Annotated in this window: 22 protein-coding genes; 4 read left to right on the forward strand and 18 right to left on the reverse strand. The window is 44.0% G+C overall.

Features of this window, described 5'->3' with window-relative positions; translation table 11 throughout:
• Positions 1 to 473: 473 nt before the first annotated feature.
• Positions 474 to 1,703 (reverse strand): hypothetical protein, encoded by a 1,230-nt coding sequence (locus ACHZC4_RS12905; protein ID WP_394754275.1) that lies wholly within the window; start codon positions 1,701 to 1,703, stop codon positions 474 to 476.
• Between the two features lie 874 nt (positions 1,704 to 2,577).
• On the opposite strand from ACHZC4_RS12905, the gene ACHZC4_RS12910 reads away from it, so the two are divergent.
• Positions 2,578 to 3,315, forward strand: a complete 738-nt coding sequence (locus tag ACHZC4_RS12910) for a hypothetical protein (protein WP_394754276.1) — start codon at positions 2,578 to 2,580, stop codon at positions 3,313 to 3,315.
• A 186-nt stretch (positions 3,316 to 3,501) separates the two neighbouring features.
• Here ACHZC4_RS12910 and hisC read toward each other — a convergent pair whose 3' ends face one another.
• From hisC to ACHZC4_RS12995, 17 genes are all read right to left on the reverse strand, one after another.
• Complete coding sequence (gene hisC / locus ACHZC4_RS12915; protein ID WP_394754277.1) at positions 3,502 to 4,593, reverse strand: histidinol-phosphate transaminase; 1,092 nt, start codon at positions 4,591 to 4,593, stop codon at positions 3,502 to 3,504.
• Between the two features lie 152 nt (positions 4,594 to 4,745).
• Complete coding sequence (gene hisD / locus ACHZC4_RS12920; protein WP_394754278.1) at positions 4,746 to 6,050, reverse strand: histidinol dehydrogenase; 1,305 nt, start codon at positions 6,048 to 6,050, stop codon at positions 4,746 to 4,748.
• A 101-nt stretch (positions 6,051 to 6,151) separates the two neighbouring features.
• Positions 6,152 to 6,364, reverse strand: coding sequence for a type II toxin-antitoxin system HicA family toxin (locus ACHZC4_RS12925; RefSeq protein WP_394754279.1), 213 nt, complete (start codon positions 6,362 to 6,364; stop codon positions 6,152 to 6,154).
• Between the two features lie 38 nt (positions 6,365 to 6,402).
• Complete coding sequence (locus tag ACHZC4_RS12930; RefSeq protein WP_394754280.1) at positions 6,403 to 6,567, reverse strand: type II toxin-antitoxin system HicB family antitoxin; 165 nt, start codon at positions 6,565 to 6,567, stop codon at positions 6,403 to 6,405.
• A 337-nt stretch (positions 6,568 to 6,904) separates the two neighbouring features.
• Positions 6,905 to 7,192, reverse strand: coding sequence for a metal-dependent hydrolase (locus ACHZC4_RS12935; RefSeq protein ID WP_394754281.1), 288 nt, complete (start codon positions 7,190 to 7,192; stop codon positions 6,905 to 6,907).
• Between the two features lie 67 nt (positions 7,193 to 7,259).
• Positions 7,260 to 7,487, reverse strand: a complete 228-nt coding sequence (locus ACHZC4_RS12940) for a hypothetical protein (RefSeq protein ID WP_394754282.1) — start codon at positions 7,485 to 7,487, stop codon at positions 7,260 to 7,262.
• Positions 7,471 to 7,746 (reverse strand): BrnT family toxin, encoded by a 276-nt coding sequence (locus tag ACHZC4_RS12945; protein WP_394754283.1) that lies wholly within the window; start codon positions 7,744 to 7,746, stop codon positions 7,471 to 7,473. Before ACHZC4_RS12945 ends, ACHZC4_RS12940 begins: the two co-directional genes overlap by 17 nt.
• Positions 7,747 to 7,795: 49 nt before the next feature.
• Positions 7,796 to 8,428 (reverse strand): ATP phosphoribosyltransferase, encoded by a 633-nt coding sequence (gene hisG, locus ACHZC4_RS12950; RefSeq protein WP_394754284.1) that lies wholly within the window; start codon positions 8,426 to 8,428, stop codon positions 7,796 to 7,798.
• Positions 8,429 to 8,438: 10 nt separating this feature from the next.
• Positions 8,439 to 9,704, reverse strand: a complete 1,266-nt coding sequence (murA, locus tag ACHZC4_RS12955; protein ID WP_394754285.1) for a UDP-N-acetylglucosamine 1-carboxyvinyltransferase — start codon at positions 9,702 to 9,704, stop codon at positions 8,439 to 8,441.
• A gap of 48 nt (positions 9,705 to 9,752) precedes the next feature.
• Entirely contained in the window at positions 9,753 to 10,064 is a 312-nt protein-coding gene (locus ACHZC4_RS12960) for a lipid asymmetry maintenance protein MlaB (protein WP_394754286.1), read from the reverse strand.
• Entirely contained in the window at positions 10,061 to 10,528 is a 468-nt protein-coding gene (gene mlaD, locus ACHZC4_RS12965; RefSeq protein ID WP_394754287.1) for an outer membrane lipid asymmetry maintenance protein MlaD, read from the reverse strand. Before mlaD ends, ACHZC4_RS12960 begins: the two co-directional genes overlap by 4 nt.
• Before the next feature lies 1 nt (position 10,529).
• A complete protein-coding gene (gene mlaE, locus ACHZC4_RS12970; RefSeq protein ID WP_394754288.1) occupies positions 10,530 to 11,312 on the reverse strand; it encodes a lipid asymmetry maintenance ABC transporter permease subunit MlaE in 783 nt (260 codons plus the stop codon).
• Between the two features lie 15 nt (positions 11,313 to 11,327).
• Positions 11,328 to 12,155, reverse strand: a complete 828-nt coding sequence (locus ACHZC4_RS12975; protein ID WP_394754289.1) for an ABC transporter ATP-binding protein — start codon at positions 12,153 to 12,155, stop codon at positions 11,328 to 11,330.
• A gap of 260 nt (positions 12,156 to 12,415) precedes the next feature.
• Positions 12,416 to 12,691 carry a hypothetical protein gene (locus ACHZC4_RS12980; protein ID WP_394754290.1) on the reverse strand — a complete coding sequence of 92 codons (276 nt, stop codon included), beginning with the start codon at positions 12,689 to 12,691 and terminating at the stop codon, positions 12,416 to 12,418.
• Positions 12,681 to 12,965, reverse strand: a complete 285-nt coding sequence (locus ACHZC4_RS12985) for a toxin (protein WP_394754291.1) — start codon at positions 12,963 to 12,965, stop codon at positions 12,681 to 12,683. The genes ACHZC4_RS12980 and ACHZC4_RS12985 overlap by 11 nt, the downstream gene beginning before the upstream one ends.
• A 103-nt stretch (positions 12,966 to 13,068) precedes the next feature.
• Complete coding sequence (locus tag ACHZC4_RS12990; protein ID WP_394754292.1) at positions 13,069 to 14,073, reverse strand: DUF475 domain-containing protein; 1,005 nt, start codon at positions 14,071 to 14,073, stop codon at positions 13,069 to 13,071.
• A 108-nt stretch (positions 14,074 to 14,181) separates the two neighbouring features.
• On the reverse strand, positions 14,182 to 14,346 hold the full coding sequence (locus ACHZC4_RS12995; protein WP_394754293.1) for a hypothetical protein: 165 nt from the start codon (positions 14,344 to 14,346) through the stop codon (positions 14,182 to 14,184).
• Positions 14,347 to 14,585: 239 nt separating this feature from the next.
• Here ACHZC4_RS12995 and trxB point away from each other — a divergent pair, with 239 nt between their 5' ends.
• From trxB to ACHZC4_RS13010, 3 genes are all read left to right on the forward strand, one after another.
• Positions 14,586 to 15,539 (forward strand): thioredoxin-disulfide reductase, encoded by a 954-nt coding sequence (gene trxB / locus ACHZC4_RS13000; protein ID WP_394754294.1) that lies wholly within the window; start codon positions 14,586 to 14,588, stop codon positions 15,537 to 15,539.
• Between the two features lie 78 nt (positions 15,540 to 15,617).
• Positions 15,618 to 16,313: a leucyl/phenylalanyl-tRNA--protein transferase gene (aat, locus tag ACHZC4_RS13005; protein ID WP_394754295.1), complete on the forward strand. Its 696-nt coding sequence runs from the start codon at positions 15,618 to 15,620 to the stop codon at positions 16,311 to 16,313.
• The gene (locus ACHZC4_RS13010) at positions 16,310 to 17,020 is read left to right on the forward strand and encodes an arginyltransferase (protein WP_394754296.1); all 711 of its coding nucleotides are present in this window, start codon (positions 16,310 to 16,312) and stop codon (positions 17,018 to 17,020) included. Before aat ends, ACHZC4_RS13010 begins: the two co-directional genes overlap by 4 nt.
• Positions 17,021 to 17,045: the final 25 nt, after the last annotated feature.

Genomic DNA, 17,045 nt, shown 5'->3' on the forward strand with positions numbered 1-17,045 from the left:
CTACCAGCACAGCATATCAAGGCTAAATTAAACCATTTATGATCCATCATTCTTCCAAATTGTAATAATTGGCCAAAAGCATTTTTTCAATACGCCTGTGAATTGCTAATTAACTTGGAAAAGTTCAATCATCTTCGAAAATACATGCAAGTATGAACCAGGCCTTTAACTAAGATAAATAGACTTAAAATACTTTCAAGCATGAATCGAGCTAGAATTTATCTTATTGAATAAAAAATAATTATACTTAAATTAAGTACAAATAACCGCATACCATACTTGCAGAACTGCAATTATGGTATGCAAAATGGGTAGGTTTTTGAAGAACAGCTAATGCTAAAAATCACAATATTCGTGAATACGAGTACTGCTGAAGGGATAAAAAACTATTAAGGCACAGGTATCCTGCCAAGACGGGATTTTAGGCTCGCCTTGGCTAAAGTGATGTTTACAGCAAAGTAAAATTAGCCATTTTATACACAGCTATCATCACTGCCAGATTTTTTCCCACTGCCTGGTATCCCGTCATTACCCTGATCGTGGTCGCGGTCATCGGTTACACCATCATTATCACTGTCTTTGTCTTTATTGTCGGGAATGCCGTCGTTATCCTCATCGTCACATTTGTTTTCATCTTTGCTGTCATCAACACCGTCGTCATCGCTATCGCTGTCGTTACTATTGGCTAACCCGTCGTTATCGTCATCGCTATCCACACTGTCCTTAACGCCATCATTGTCATCGTCGGTATCTTTGGCATCGGTAATGCCATCATTATCGTCATCGGTATCTACACTATCTTCGATACCATCTTCGTCATCATCGTATTCATCCCTATCATTACTATCGAGTATGCCGTCGTTGTCATCGTCGGTATCAACAGCATCTTTAATGCCGTCGTTATCGTCATCCGTATCTAAATCATCGACAATGCCATCGTTGTCATCGTCATTACCGTTTTCATCGTCTTTATCGGCAACACCGTCATTATCGTCATCTTTATCGGCTTGATCTAACACACCGTCGTTGTCATCGTCTTTATCGAGTTTATCGGCAATGCCGTCATTATCATCATCCAGATCATTGATATCCAACACACCGTCATTGTCATCATCTTTATCGAGCTTATCGGCAATACCGTCATTATCGTCGTCATTGTCATCAAGTTTTTCAGTCAAATCGGACAGACCATCATTATCATCGTCTTTGTCTTGCAGATCCGCAATACCGTCGTTATCGTTATCTTTGTCGAGACTATCTGCTATGCCGTCATTGTCATCATCATTGTCGTCATGGTCTTTTTTGTCTAGTATGCCATCATTATCATCGTCGTTATCCTTACTATCGATAATACCGTCATTGTCATCATCGCTATCTTTGTTGTCGGGAATACCATCGTTATCACCGTCGCTGTCTACGGCATCGCTTTTATCTGGAATGCCATCATTGTCATCATCAAAGTCGCTTTTATCAGCGATACCGTCGTTATCATCATCAACATCACTTTTATCCTTGATGCCGTCGTTATCGTCATCAACATCACTTTTATTTTTGATGCCGTCATTGTCACTGTCTTGATCTACGTTATTGCTGGCCGCAAAGGCTTCACTAGTAAATCCTGGTAGCCAAGATGGCGCTGGTGAAACAGATCCCACCAATAATGCAATGGCTGCGGTGAGGGGTAATAAATTTGGGTGTCTCATGGCTGTGTCCTTACTTTGAGTTGTTAAACTTCATTAAAAATATAAGCTGTCAGTATAAAAGCACTGGCTTAAGTGCCGATTAGGAGTTATGGCTACCCTAATAAAGAAAAATTTATCGGTAATTATTAGGAATTACCATCAGCATACAGACAGAATTTAGCACTAATCATGCCAAACAACTTATAGCTTCCTAAATTAAGTTAGATTATTAATTATAATCATAGATGTAGCTTATACCGTGGCTGGTCACACACGATATAAGTAGTGGCAGGAATTATCGAAACTGCAAAATTATCTGCACCTAGTAGCGCATCACACTCAGTAGAGTGTTCAGATAGCCTGATATTAATGAAGCTTACAGAACGCTATGTACATGTATAACAATAGGAATTTTCAATAGTCATCTAAAAATCATCCACTGATTTCCAAAAATCAATGCCGTCCAGGAATCGATATGATGTTCAATATCTTGACTCTTTTATCAACACTGTTTTTGCACACATTGAATAAATTAAAAAACAGCAAAAATCCAAGGCTCAGATGGTAAACTATTCCGTTGATGGTTCTGTTTCTTGAACAAGTTTTTGGTGTAGATGCCCGTTTTCTCCACACAATGCGAATGACTCCTCACCTACATTGTACGGTTTTTATCAACTCTTAAGGCGACTAATCCTATGCGTTAAGCCTTATAATGCCTAATACACAACATTGCTGTTGGCATTTTTATTAATTCATCTCAACGCAGTATCGCTAACACTTAAAAAATCCACGAAACAGGAACATTACGAACAAAACCACACATAAATCTTAAAAGTGCCTGCTAGATGCTGGCCCTTAAATTTAAACCCATATTTAAGTGAGTAAAAGGAACAATATGGCACGATTCCATAAAAAATTTTCTTATGTTAAGGTGACTGAGACATGGTTCACGTATAAATTTAATTTCCGGGATTTGTTTACCTTAAATGCTTATCTGCATATTAAAGATGCGGAAAACCAAAAGATATTTGGCATCCAAGACAATTCCTGCACAGTTGAGCTCAAACTTGACTCAGATATTGAAACGATTTTTGCAAATTTCCGCCCCACCCTTAGACGAGACATAAAAAATTCACAAAAAGAGCTCGTAGAATGCCATTTCCGAGACGATAAGATCGATGAATTTGTTAGTTTTCATAACGCTTTTGCAAATTCAAAAAAAATATGGCTTACCAGTAAAAGCCGTATAGAAGAAATGGGCGACAACATTAAAATGAGTTTCGCAACCTTAAATGGACAGACGCTGGCGGTGCATAGTTATCTGGTTGATGAAGAAGTAGGAATAGCGAGGCTGCTTCATTCAGCCTCCAATAGGCTAGATGAAAATATTGATAAAAACCTAACCGGAAGAGCTGGTAAATTATTGACTTACAAAGATATTATTTTTTTTAAGGAAGCGGGTTACAAAATAATGGACTTTGGGGGCTACGCAGATAATACCGAAGATAAAAGCCTGAAAGGCATTAACGAGTTTAAATTATCGTTTGGTGGTGAAAAGGTTACTTGTGTTAACTATTATTCAATCCCCCACTATGTTCTTAAAAAAATTCGGGAAAAAATCAGCTCAGTGTAAGTATTAAATTATGGGAACCTCTAAAAATTATCCGCTCATGCTTCTACAGCGCTCTCATGAGCTTTTCGAATGGCACGAACGGATAAGCGGTTGAATTGATAGGATACCGTTCGCACAGAATTTGTCCAATCGCATAATTAAAGGTTCCCTTAATGTTTTTATAGCAATTTTGTAAAACAACACCTCTTAACCTACAACCACCAAACTATTTTTTAAAGCGGTTAAAAACCGTTCATTCTCTTCCGGCTTACCCACAGTCACCCGCAGACAATCCACTAACAAACCGCCTTGCGGATTCATATTTTTAATCAACACGCCTTGCTGTTTAATTGAGGCAAAAATGTCATTAGCCCGATCTTTGGGCGCTCTAAATAAAATAAAATTAGCGTTGCTAGGATAAGCAATGATGCCTTCCAGTGCATTAAGCTGTGTCAGCATAATAGCGCGATCCGCACAAATAGCCTGGGTTTGCTGTTCAAATACCGCGCTGTTGCTGAGCGCAAATTCCGCACTGACTTGGGTAAGAATATTGATGTTATACGGTAAACGGATTTTGTTGAGCTGTTCAATAAATGCAGGGCTGCCCACCAAATAACCCAAACGCAATCCCGCAAGTCCCAATTTAGACACGGTACGCATCACCATGACATTGGCATATTGCCCTAATTGATGAATAAAACTGGCATCGGCAAACGGCGCATAGGCTTCATCGATAATCACCAAACCTTTGGCTGTATTGATGATATCTTTGATAGCCGTTTCGCTGAACAAATTGCCGGTAGGATTATTTGGGTAAGCAATAAAAATAACTGACGGCTGATACTGTTTTATCGCCGCTAGCATGGCGGATAAATCCAGATCGAAGTTATCTGCCTGTAACGGAACGCCGATGTAGTTTAGCCCCAAACAATCACTGAGCTGTTTGTACATCACAAAGCCCGGTGCGGGGCTTAATACGCTTGAACCAGCGGGCAACGCCATTAACAGTAGCTGGATGATTTCATCGGAACCATTGCCGAGCATAATTTCCCACTCATCGGCGATGGCATTGGTGCTGCGGATGGTGTGCTTGAGCTGTTTGGCTTCAGGGTCAGGGTAGCGGTTTAACGCGCAGTTTCTTAAAGTCTCCAGCCATTGTTGCTTAAGGTCTTCAGGCCAACTGTAAGGATTTTCCATAGCATCCAGTTTGATCAAACCTGTCGCATCGGCGACGTGGTAACTCGACATCGCCAAAATTTCTTGACGGAACAGGGTACTGATTAAAGTGTCTTGAGACATGGTTAAGAGTTGAGTAGTTTTTTAGGAGTTTTATTGTCCACGAAAGGCACGAAAAACTCATGCTTAAATAATGTAATTACTCAGAAATTGCAGGTTGGGATTTCTAGGTCACCCCAATCTACAGACTGATGTTATTTTCGTGGATAACTAAGTTATTTAATCCGATATTCCGCAGACCGCGCATGCGCCGTTAAGCTTTCGCCCCGTGCTAATACAGAGGCGATTTTACCTAAACTGTCCGCGCCCGCCGCTGAGAAATTGATCAAACTGGTACGTTTTTGGAAATCATACACCCCCAAAGGTGATGAATACCGTGCCGTGCTGGATGTTGGCAACACATGGTTAGGCCCTGCACAATAATCACCTAAGGCTTCTGCGGTATAGCGCCCCATAAAGATGGCACCGGCGTGGCGTATATGTTGGCTCAGGGCTTCAGGGTCTTCTACCGACAGCTCCAAATGTTCTGGCGCGATGCTGTTGGCAACGGCGGCAGCTTCCAGTAAATTGGCGACTTTAATGAATGCACCGCGCGTTGATAACGATGCTTTGATAATATCGGCACGCTCCATAGTGGGCAGCAGTTTATTAATGCTCTGCTCAACAGCCAGCAAGTAATCGGCATCATCACTGATTAAAATCGCTTGCGCGTTTTCGTCATGCTCAGCTTGTGAGAACAAATCCATCGCAATCCAATCGGGGTTGGTTTTGCCATCGCAGATAATTAATATTTCCGAGGGGCCTGCGATCATGTCAATACCGACTTGGCCAAACACCAGCTTTTTGGCGGTCGCCACATAAATATTGCCAGGGCCGACTATTTTGGCGACCGCTGGAATAGTTTCAGTGCCATAGGCTAACGCGGCCACCGCCTGTGCGCCACCAATGCTAAACACACGATCCACACCGGCCAAATGCGCCGCCGCCAATACCATCGCGTTAGTTTCGCCATTGGGCGTTGGTACTACCATAATTAATTCACCGACACCTGCCACTTTGGCCGGAATGGCGTTCATTAACACAGAGGACGGGTACGCAGCTTTACCGCCAGGCACGTACAGGCCAACACGTTCCAGCGGGGTGATCTTTTGCCCTAGCACCGTGCCATCCGCTTCGGTAAACTGCCACGGTTGCAGTTTTTGGTGTTCAGCATAAGCGCGGATTCGGTCAGCGGCAACTTGCAAAGCGTGTGCTTGTTCAGTCGGTAAATTTTGCCAAGCCGCCAATAAAGCGGCTTTAGGTAGTTCTAAGTCGCTGGCCAAACTGACGTTGCGCTTATCAAAACGATTGGTGTAGTCCAGCACTGCCTGATCGCCGCGTTTTCGCACATCGGCAATAATATCCAAAACACGGTGTTGAATGTCCAGATCGTCGCTTTCATCAAAAGCTAACAGCGATTTTAATTGTTGTTGGAAATCCGCTGCTGACGCATCCAGTTGGGTGATATTTAATAAAGGCATAATATTCAAATTCAATAGTGGATAGAAACTACAAATGCGTAAATAGTTATATTAATTCCCATGATTTAACGCGAACACACAACACCAAACCAATTTTTTGTTTATAAATCGTCTGGTGTTAGGCCCGTATGTTTAGCAATGCGGGCAATCATAAGCGACCCAATTTCTTCGCCATCATGGAAAGCGAAAACCACATCAGGCCAACCTGCGCGAGATAAAGTGCGATGGGAGCCTGATTGCCGCTTAATTTCCCAGCCTATGGCAAGTAAAGCAGCAAGAACTTGCCTGGCTTTTGCGGAAGGCCAATGGCTCATGCGGCAACAAGTTCAATCGTAATGGCCATAGGTAGGCATTATTCCGATTCAATGCGCTCAGCAAGTACACGAAGCGCTAATATTTCAGCCTTGGCCATTGCTTCATTAGCTGTCGTGCCATAGGCCAGAACACCTGGAATTCCAGGTACTTCCGCAAGCCAGCGGCCATCTGTTTCTTGCTCGTATTCAATATGAAAATTCATGTCATCACCTAACAAAAAACAATTACGTCACGACTTAGTGATACAAATAAGTCCGTTCCCTCTGGGCTAGCGCTTTTTTCAGTTGATTAAGCAACGTGGCTACGCCGTATCCTACATTTTATTGCAGGTTACCTTAAATAGACTTTCATCATTGGCGTTCCTGCTTCTTCCTCAGCAAAACACCCGCAACAACCAGTGCTAATGCAGGCATAAATACCCAAACAAACTCAGAGCGTAGTACTTTTAACCCTCGTTCTGAAAAAAACCGACTAACTCCTATCGGAGACACTTGTATCGGCCTGAAGGGAAAAAATAGTCTATCTAAACTGAACGGCCACTAGAACGCCACACCAAAGCCGCCGTTTGTTAACGCATCTAAAAGCCCATGTGATGCACATGATACGAAACAAAACCAAAATACAGTGAACGAGTTTGACCGTAATTGCGTGTGGAAAACCGAGCAAAATAAGGCTACCACAGCGGCAAACACCAAAGAATGCGTAAATCCCCTATGCCCCCATTGCGATTGATACGGGATTTCAAATTCAAACGCAATCACGTCCGCATCTGGCAATACAGCGGTAGTGCCGCCAGCAAAAATAACCTGAAATTGACTGACCGGCATTTGCAGACAGCGTACAACACGGCGGGCACTGCAATATGTGCAAAGGCCGATGCCATAAAGTTTAGCTCTATGCTGTTTTTTGATGTTGCAAAATAATTTTTGATAAAGCCCTTAATGCGTCGTTGACCGATTTCGCATCAGGAAATACTTGTGCCACGTCAGCCTCAAGCATAATGAGCTTTACGCCCTCATGATATTGTTGGGCATATTTGCCACGAACACCGTTTTCCATCTTGGAAAAGTCATATTCGTCAAGAAGCTCATCGTTTAATTCATCATCATTTTCTGGATTCATAGAAGTCTCTTTCTCGTTTGGTTGCCTGCCGAGCACTGATGATTCTGATTGCTTCGGCACGATAGGTATGCGCTATGACCAATACTCTATTTTCGCTGGAAAAGCCAATAATAATATAGCGTTTTTCCCGAATTGAATGTCCCGTATCAGGATAAGTGAACGATAAAAAATCTCCAAATACAGATGCGGCTTCGTCAAAAGAAACGTCATGTTTCTTAAAGTTAATATCTGCTTTTTGTGAGTCCCATTCAAAATCCATCGGGAAGAATCTCTTGCAAAGAAAACAATTGAGCCGCTATTTGTAGGGCCTAACTAACTTTTTGGGCAATGTTTTTTTCAAGCTGATCCAGCAAAGTGGCAATGGCCTGATTTTTCATTTTCATCGCGGCCTTGTTAACCACCAAGCGCGAACTGATGTCCATAATATGCTCACGTGGCTCCAGATCGTTAGCGCGTAACGTATTGCCAGTATCCACCAAATCCACGATACAATCAGCAAGTCCTACCAACGGCGCAAGCTCCATAGAACCATACAGCTTGATAATTTCCGCCTGTATGCCTTGGCTGGCAAAATATTTCTGGGCAATTTTTACGTACTTGGTGGCCACCCTAATACGCCCGTGCGGCGGCGGTGCATTTTTGTGCGCGGCGGTCATCAGACGGCAACGAGCAATGTTTAAATCCAGCGGTTCGTACAGGCTTTCCGCGCCATGCTCCAGTAATACATCTTTACCGGCAATGCCTAAATCCGCTGCACCGTATTCCACAAACGTCGGCACATCGGTTGCACGGATAATAACCAACTGCACATCATCGCGTGTGGTGCGCAAAATTAATTTACGACAGGTTTTTGGGTCATCAATCGGCTCAATGCCTACCTCAGCCAATAACGGCAAGGCTTCCTCGTAGATACGGCCTTTGGAGACTGCAATTGTCAACATAACCGACTCCTCAGTTCGGTACACGACGGATGGTCGCGCCCAATTGCGTCAATTTTTCTTCGATATGGTCGTAACCACGATCAATATGGTAGATACGATCCACCAAAGTATCACCTTCTGCAATCAATGCCGCAATCACAAGGCTGGCAGAAGCACGCAAATCCGTTGCCATCACCGGCGCTCCGGTGAGCTTTTTAATGCCGGTACAAATCGCTGTATTGGATTCCAAGCGGATATCCGCACCCATACGCTGTAATTCATTGACATGCATAAAACGGTTTTCGAAAATCGTCTCTATGACGATACCGACACCGTCGGCAACGGTATTCATAGCAATAAACTGCGCTTGCATATCGGTCGGGAAAGCCGGATACGGGGATGTGCGTAAAGATACCGCTTTGGGTCTTTTGCCGTGCATATCCAAGCTAATCCAATCTTCACCGGTCTGAATGTCAGCACCGGCTTCTATCAATTTATCCAGCACGGCATCTAAAATATCAGGACGGGTATTTTTGAGTTTAACCTTACCACCCGTGATAGCCGCCGCACACAGGTAAGTACCGGTTTCGATACGATCCGGCATAATATTGTAATGAACGCTTTCTACGCCCAATTTTTCGACACCCTCAATCACCAGAACATCGGTGCCGATACCGGTAATTTTTGCGCCCATTTTATTCAAAAAATGCGCCAAATCGCTGACTTCGGGTTCTTTAGCGGCATTTTCCATAATGGTGGTGCCTTCTGCCAACACCGCTGCCATCAACAAGTTTTCCGTGCCGGTTACCGTCACTTGCTCCAGCACCAATCGACAACCTTTTAGACGTTTGGCTTTAGCGTGGATAAAACCGTTTTCCACAGTAATATCCGCGCCCATTTTGATTAAACCATTCAAATGAATATCCACCGGACGCGTGCCAATTGCACAACCGCCCGGCAAAGATACATGCGCTTCACCAAAGCGCGCCAATAACGGCCCTAACACTAAAATGGAGGCTCGCATGGTTTTAACCAGCTCATACGGTGCGACAAAACTGGTAATTTTGCTGCTATCGATTTCAATGTTCATGCGTTCGTCAACCAGCAGATGCACACCCATACGGCCGAGCAATTCCAGCGTAGTAGTGATGTCGTGCAAATGCGGTACGTTACCGACAGTGACCGGCGCTTGTGACAACAAGGTAGCCGCTAAAATAGGCAATGCCGCATTCTTGGCGCCCGAAATACGCAGTTCCCCGGAAAGTCTGGCGCCACCGGTAATTATTAATTTATCCATTCGTAAACCGTTAGTGTCTTTAATTTAAACCTGCATCCGCCACTTGGGCTAATCAGGCTGAATTGTAAAATGACTTGTCAGATCAAAACCACTGAGCCCTGCAAGCATGAGTAATTGTTTGGGAATATTTTTTAATACCAGCTGGCTTTTGTTGGTACGGGCAATTTTCTTCCATTCGATCAGCAAGGCAAGACCCGCACTATCAGCGGAAGTGACTTGCGTAAAATCAATGGTAATTTGTTTTGATGGCGTTAAGAAAGCAAATAACGTGGTCAACCGTGCGCTAATTGCGGCGAAGGTTAAATCCCCTTCCACACTAAAACAATCCGTCCCCTGCTTGCTGATAGTCAGTGAACTCACTTTTTTTCTTCTGCGGATTTAAACAGGAACTGGCCGATGGCTTTTTCAAGAATAATCGCCGATTGGGTGATTTCAACCGTTTCGTTGTTCTTTAAAAACTCTTCGGAACCGCCTGGCTCAAGACTGACATATTGTTCACCTAATAACCCTGCGGTAAACACACTGGCAGTGGTATCGCTGGGGATATGATTGTATTGCGAATAAATGCTCATTTTGACGACGGATTGGTAAGTCTTGGGATCCAGGCTAATATCACTGATCTGGCCTATTTTAACACCCGCCGCCGAAACCGGTGATTTTACTTTTAAACCGCCAGAGTTTTCAAAACGAGCCACTAATGTGTAACTGTCCTTGTCGGTAAACGAGCTTAAGTTACTGACTTGCAATGCCAAAAAAAACAACGCCGCGATACCGGCGGCCACAAACAGGCCAACAAGCGTGTCTTGTGTAGAGGTGTGCTGCATGTTAATCATCTCCAAACATGAGGGCGGTCAGGATAAAATCCAGACCTAATATACTAAAAGCAGAATTGACAACCGTCCGTGTGGTGGCGCGACTAATGCCTTCGGAAGTGGGGATGGCATCGTAACCTTCAAATAAAGCGATCCAGCTGGTGATAAAACCGAACACCACGCTTTTGATCACGCCGTTGATAATATCATCAAAAAAATCCAGCTTGGCCTGCATTTGCGACCAATACGCGCCCTCGTCCACACCCAGCAAACCAGAGCCGACAATCTGTCCGCCAACAATACCAATCGCACTGAACAGTGCTGCCAGTAACGGCATGGAGATAAATCCGGCCAAAAAGCGTGGCGAGATAATGCGCTTGATCGGATCCACCGCCATCATTTCCATGCCGGACAACTGCTCGGTGGCTTTCATCAGGCCTATTTCTGCCGTTAAAGCTGAACCTGCGCGTCCGGCAAATAATAATGCCGCGACTACTGGCCCAAGCTCCCTCACCAAGGAGGCAGCGACCATAACACCCAAGGTTTCTTCTGCGCCAAAGTCAGACAAAATATAAAAACCTTGCAAACCCAACACCATACCCACAAACAAGCCGGAGATACTGATAATTAAAAACGACAATACGCCGACCGAGTGTAGCTGGTTTAGCAACAAACGTGGCCGTAGCAATACGCTGCCGATGCCCGACAGGCATTGCAGCAAAAAAAATGTCGCCCGTCCCAATTTACGGAAACTGGTACGGGTGCTTTTACCCAGATGGGCAAATAACTCAATCATAGTGATAACAATCCATTAATAGCGCTTCCCTGACGACAATAAATCGTCCGCATAGTCTTTGGCTGGGTAGTGAAAATGTACGGGGCCATCGGCAGCACCGGTCATAAATTGCTGCACCCATTCGGAATCAGACTGTTTAATTTCATCCGGTGTACCCTGCCCTACCACTTTACCCTCGGAAATAATATAGATGTAATCGGCAATCGCAGCGGTTTCGTGGACATCATGGGACACAATGATACTGGTTAGCCCCAAAGTCTTATTTAAGGCTTTAATCAAATGCACGAGCACGCCCATTGAGATTGGATCCTGGCCGGTAAACGGTTCGTCGTACATGATCATCATTGGATCAAGCACAATGGCTCTAGCTAAAGCCACCCGCCTGGCCATGCCGCCAGACAATTCATTGGCCATTAAGTTATAGGCACCGCGTAAACCTACCGCTTCCAGTTTCATCAACACCAAGGTGCGGATCATGGATTCGGTTAGTTTAGTATGTTCACGCAAGGGGAAAGCGACGTTGTCGAAGACGTTCATATCCGTTAACAACGCGCCGCTTTGGAACAGCATGCCCATGCGTTTACGCAGGGTGAATAGATCAACGCGCCGTAACTGGTGGACGTTCTGGCCATCAACCAGCACCGTGCCGCGCTCAGGCAATAGCTGGCCACCGATTATTTTTAATAAGGTGGTTTTGCCCGTGCCGCTAGGCCCCATGATGGCGGTAATTTTGCCGCGCTCGAAATCTAAAGAAATATCGTCAAATATTTTCTTGTTGCCGCGCGAAAACGATAAGTTGGAAACTGAAATCAAAATATTGGGGTGGGAATTGCGATTACCCATAGAGGGAAATAAAAAATTATTTGCAATCAAACAAGGTATTGTGTCTGACTACTCTGTATTAAGTCAACAAAACCGATACCTTAAGGCAAAAACCAGAACGTGATAAATGAACCCATTGCACACACGCCCCATAAAAAGGGCGTGAATCAAATAAAAAACTACTGCATCGCTTTTTTATACCGAATAGACGAAAACACCGACAAAGCAATCAATATTGCCCCCGTTAAACCGGTAATAATCTTAGCCACATGAATATCAACTTAACTATCAAGTTTTATTTTGCCATTCGCATATTGATGAATAAGTGAACTGATAAGGGTTTGATACGGCAAGCCCTGGCTAAAAGATTTGGCCTTAAGTCGCTCAATATCACTTTCCAATAGCCTAATGCTAATCGCTTTTTTCTTACTTATTTGAGCGCGGGCTATTTGCATATAACGATTTTTTTCACTTTCCACGTTATCAACACTTGTAGACTGACTGCCTTCAACGTAATTAATAATCGCTGTTTCTTCTGCCGAAAGTTTAGTTGTCATGCTTGGCACTTCCTGAATATTTTTTCTGGTACTTGCGACTTGGAATTATATTTTTAAAAAAAATACTGGCTTCATTTTCTATAAAAGGAACGTAATAAACATAGTCGCGTATTTGAACGATAAAAAGCTTCTGATTAGGGTATTTGGCAGGATTATGATGTGGTAAAACATCGAGCAACCTGTTTTCGCTAATCGCTATTAATACGTCTTCAAAACAAACGCCTCGGTTGGCATCAAGCAGCTTGTTTTTACCTTCATCCCATTCAAAATGCATTTCCGCCCCGTTACTGTGTATATACAGAGCATAGCATAGTTCAACTTGGCAAGGTGTAATTCGGCTTGTTTAAGCTCGGATCACACCCCATATTACAGCAATTCTACTCCATCGCTTTTTTATACCGAATAGAAGAAAATACCGACAAGCCAATCAATATTGCCCCCGTTAAACCGGTAATAATCTCAGGGACATGAATACTCATACTGATTAACATTAATCCGGCCAACACGCCAATCGCATAATGTGCGCCGTGCTCCAAAAACACATACTCATCCAAAGTACCTTGGCGCACCAAATATACGGTCAAACTCCGTACAAACATAGCGCCAATAGCCAAACCCAGCATAATGATAATAACGTCCTGGGTGATAGCAAATGCACCAATAACACCATCAAACGAAAACGACGCGTCCAATACTTCCAGATACAAAAAGCTCATCGCACCGGCTTTTTTAATCATCGCGGTCGCTTCTTCACCTTCATCGGCATTATCGAAAAAGCTCGCCAAACTATCAACCACAACATATAAAATAACGCCCCACATGCCAGCAACCAACACCTTAAGACGAATGGCTTCAGGCATTCCGTTTTGAATAGTCACTAATAAAAGCAGCGCCAGGATGATTTCAATGGCTTCAAGCTTACCCATTGCTGACATTTTTTCTTCTATTTTTCCTAACCAATGCAGTTCTTTGTCGGGATTAAAAATAAAGGAGAAAAACACCATTAGCAAAAACATACCGCCAAAGGCTGAAATTTGCACATGAGCATCTTCGAGGTACTTGGCATAGGTCGCGGTATCATGCAGCGCCATTTGCGTAACGCCCACAAAGCCAACACCGGTTGCCGCTGAAACAATTAAAATCGGAAACAATAAACGCATGCCGAATACGGCAATTAAAATACCCCAGGTTAAAAAATAACCTTGCCAACGCTCATCCATACGTTTCAATACAGACGCATTCACTACGGCATTATCAAATGACAAACTGACTTCAAGAATACCCAAGATGATAGCGAGGACTGCTCCCATAATACCGCCCCAGTAAAATGCCGCACCGAGACAAAGCACCGAAACAATCATAGAAAGACGAAAATGCTGCATGTATAACCCCTGCAATAATGTTTTAATTACGCCAACTATAGCGGATTTTGTTTAAAATCAAAATGAATGCCACCAAACAATAGCTTTGTCGCCTTCATCTATCCTTGCTTAATATGGCATATTGGTAGCTTGTGGATTGCTAGCGTCAACATTGTCAGCCATTTGTTTTTGCCGTTGTGACAGATAAGTACCGCCTAATACAAACATCATTACTAGCAGATAAACAACAGCCGCCACACGTCTTGGTGTTTTGGATTTTTCGTATTCACTCACAACGCACACCCGAATATTTTAAAATAATCGCATGATACATTTTTTAGATTAACTGTGCGATGCCAGTCGTGAATTATTGATATTAAAGTCTGTCCTAGTGGTTATTATTGGCTAAATCCTGTATACCAGAGGCACAAAAAGCCTTCAAAACTCGTTAAAGCCCCTCAGTTCCTGAAAACTAATCCACCGCCATAGCTGATATAATCTAAACTTTACCTGCACCTTATGGAGTTTAATTAATGAGCACCAACAAACATTGCCGCCTTCTGATTCTGGGCTCTGGCCCTGCAGGATATACTGCTGCTATTTATGCAGCGCGTGCCAATTTAAATCCGGTCATTATCACCGGTATGCAACAAGGCGGCCAGCTCACCACCACCACAGAAGTGGATAACTGGCCCGGCGATGTGGAAGGCTTACAAGGCCCTGATCTCATGGACAGAATGCTGCGCCACGCCGAGCGTTTTGATACTGAAATAGTTTATGACCACATAAATTCTGCTGATCTTTCCAAACGTCCGTTTACCTTAACCGGCGATTCCGGCACCTATACGTGTGATGCACTGATTATTGCCACCGGCGCATCAGCACGGTATTTAGGCCTGGATTCCGAAGAAGCGTTTAAAGGCAAAGGGGTGTCTGCGTGTGCAACCTGCGATGGTTTTTTCTACAAAAACAAACCGGTTGCCGTTATTGGCGGCGGCAATACCGCTGTTGAGGAAGCACTTTACCTGTCTAATATCGCTTCAAAAGTCACCGTTATCCACCGCCGCGACAAATTCCGTTCTGAAAAAATACTGTCCGATAAGCTGATTGAAAAATCCAAAACCGGCAATGTGGTCATAGAATGGCATCACGAACTGGATGAAGTGTTGGGCGATAATTCCGGCGTGACCGGTATGCGTATAAAAAGCTCACTGGATGGCTCAACCAAAGACATCGATTTACACGGCGTGTTTATTGCTATTGGCCATACACCCAACACCGGTATTTTTGAAGGTCAGCTGGACATGGAACACGGCTATATTAAAGTAAAAAGCGGCATTACCGGCAATGCCACATCTACCAGCGTAGAAGGCGTATTTGCAGCAGGTGACGTAATGGATTCTGTGTACAAACAGGCGATTACTTCGGCGGGAGCAGGCTGTATGGCGGCACTGGATGCCGAAAAATTTCTGGATGAATTAAGTTAAGGCAAAAAACCTGGCTCAACTTCTTTTTTTTTATTGATGCTTAAAAAAATGCTCTAATCCTCTGTGCGAAACGTACTCATGCCGCTTACTGTACTGGATGCCAACAATCCTGAACAAGAATTTCCTACACTCAATAAAGCACTGAGTGTCCCTGATGGTTTATTAGCCATCGGCGGCTGCTTGTCAAAAAAACGGCTATTAAACGCGTATCGACATGGTGTGTTTCCCTGGTTTAACCCTGACGATCCTATCCTGTGGTGGTCGCCCGACCCCCGTCTGGTACTGTTCCCCCATAAACTCATTATCTCACGCAGCTTAAAAAAAACGTTGCGCAAAGCCATTTTTTCGGTAACGTTCGATCAAGCTTTTGATGACGTCATTAACGCCTGTGCGCAGCCAAGACAACAAAGTACAGGCACCTGGATAACCTCGGAAATGGATTGTGCTTACCGCGAATTGCATCAGCTGGGCATGGCGCATTCTGTGGAAGCTTGGTGTGATAACGAGCTGGTAGGCGGTCTTTACGGCGTAGCTATCGGACAGGTTTTTTTTGGCGAATCCATGTTCCACACCCAAACCGATGCCTCCAAAGTGGCTTTTATACATTTAATACAACAATTTAAAGACTGGGGTTATCAAATGATTGATTGCCAAGTACACACCAACCATCTGGCCAGCTTAGGTGCTGAAGAAATTAAACGCGACGAGTTTAAAAAACTGCTTACCCAATACTGTGACGCCAGTGTGCATACAAAAGCTTGGCAAACCGGATGATTTCTATCCCTTTGCTGCTAAATGGTGAACACTCTTGCAGCTATCTTGAGCAACAACGTGCCCAATCAATTTTTGTACATCCGGGCTTTAATCTTACCACGGCTATTTACGCCCAGCTTATCGAGCAAGGTTTTCGCCGCAGCGGTGATAACGTCTATGCACCGCATTGTCTACATTGCCACGCCTGCATCCCTGTCCGATTACGGGCTAGTGATTTCAAACCTAACCGCAGCCAAAAACGCTGCTGGCAAAACAACACCACTACACAAACCATTATTAAACCGGCTGTGTTTGAACAACAGCATTACGATTTGTATTGCCGCTACCAAGCCAGCCGACATGCCGATGGTTCTATGGCCGATGCCAGCCCCCAAGATTACATTAACTTTCTTGGCAGCTCGTGGTGCGATACGGTGTTTGTCGAGTTTTCCATAGAAGGCACACTAGCGGGGGTCGCCATTGTCGATCAGCTACCCAATGCGTTATCAGCGGTATACACGTTTTTCGACTCCAAATTTTCCAGCCATAGCCTTGGCACCTATGCCGTACTTTGGCAAATCGAACAGGCACAATTACAGCAGCGTGAATTCGTTTATTTAGGCTTTTGGATCAGCAGTTGTCAAAAAATGGCTTATAAAAGCAATTACCAACCATTACAACAAAGAATAGATGGCCAGTGGTTAGAAATTTCTAATGAGTTGCCATAATAGAGCCTTTCTATCGCCGCTAAAC

The organism is Crenothrix sp., from assembly GCF_043729335.1.
Taxonomy (GTDB): Bacteria; Pseudomonadota; Gammaproteobacteria; order Methylococcales; family Methylomonadaceae; genus Crenothrix.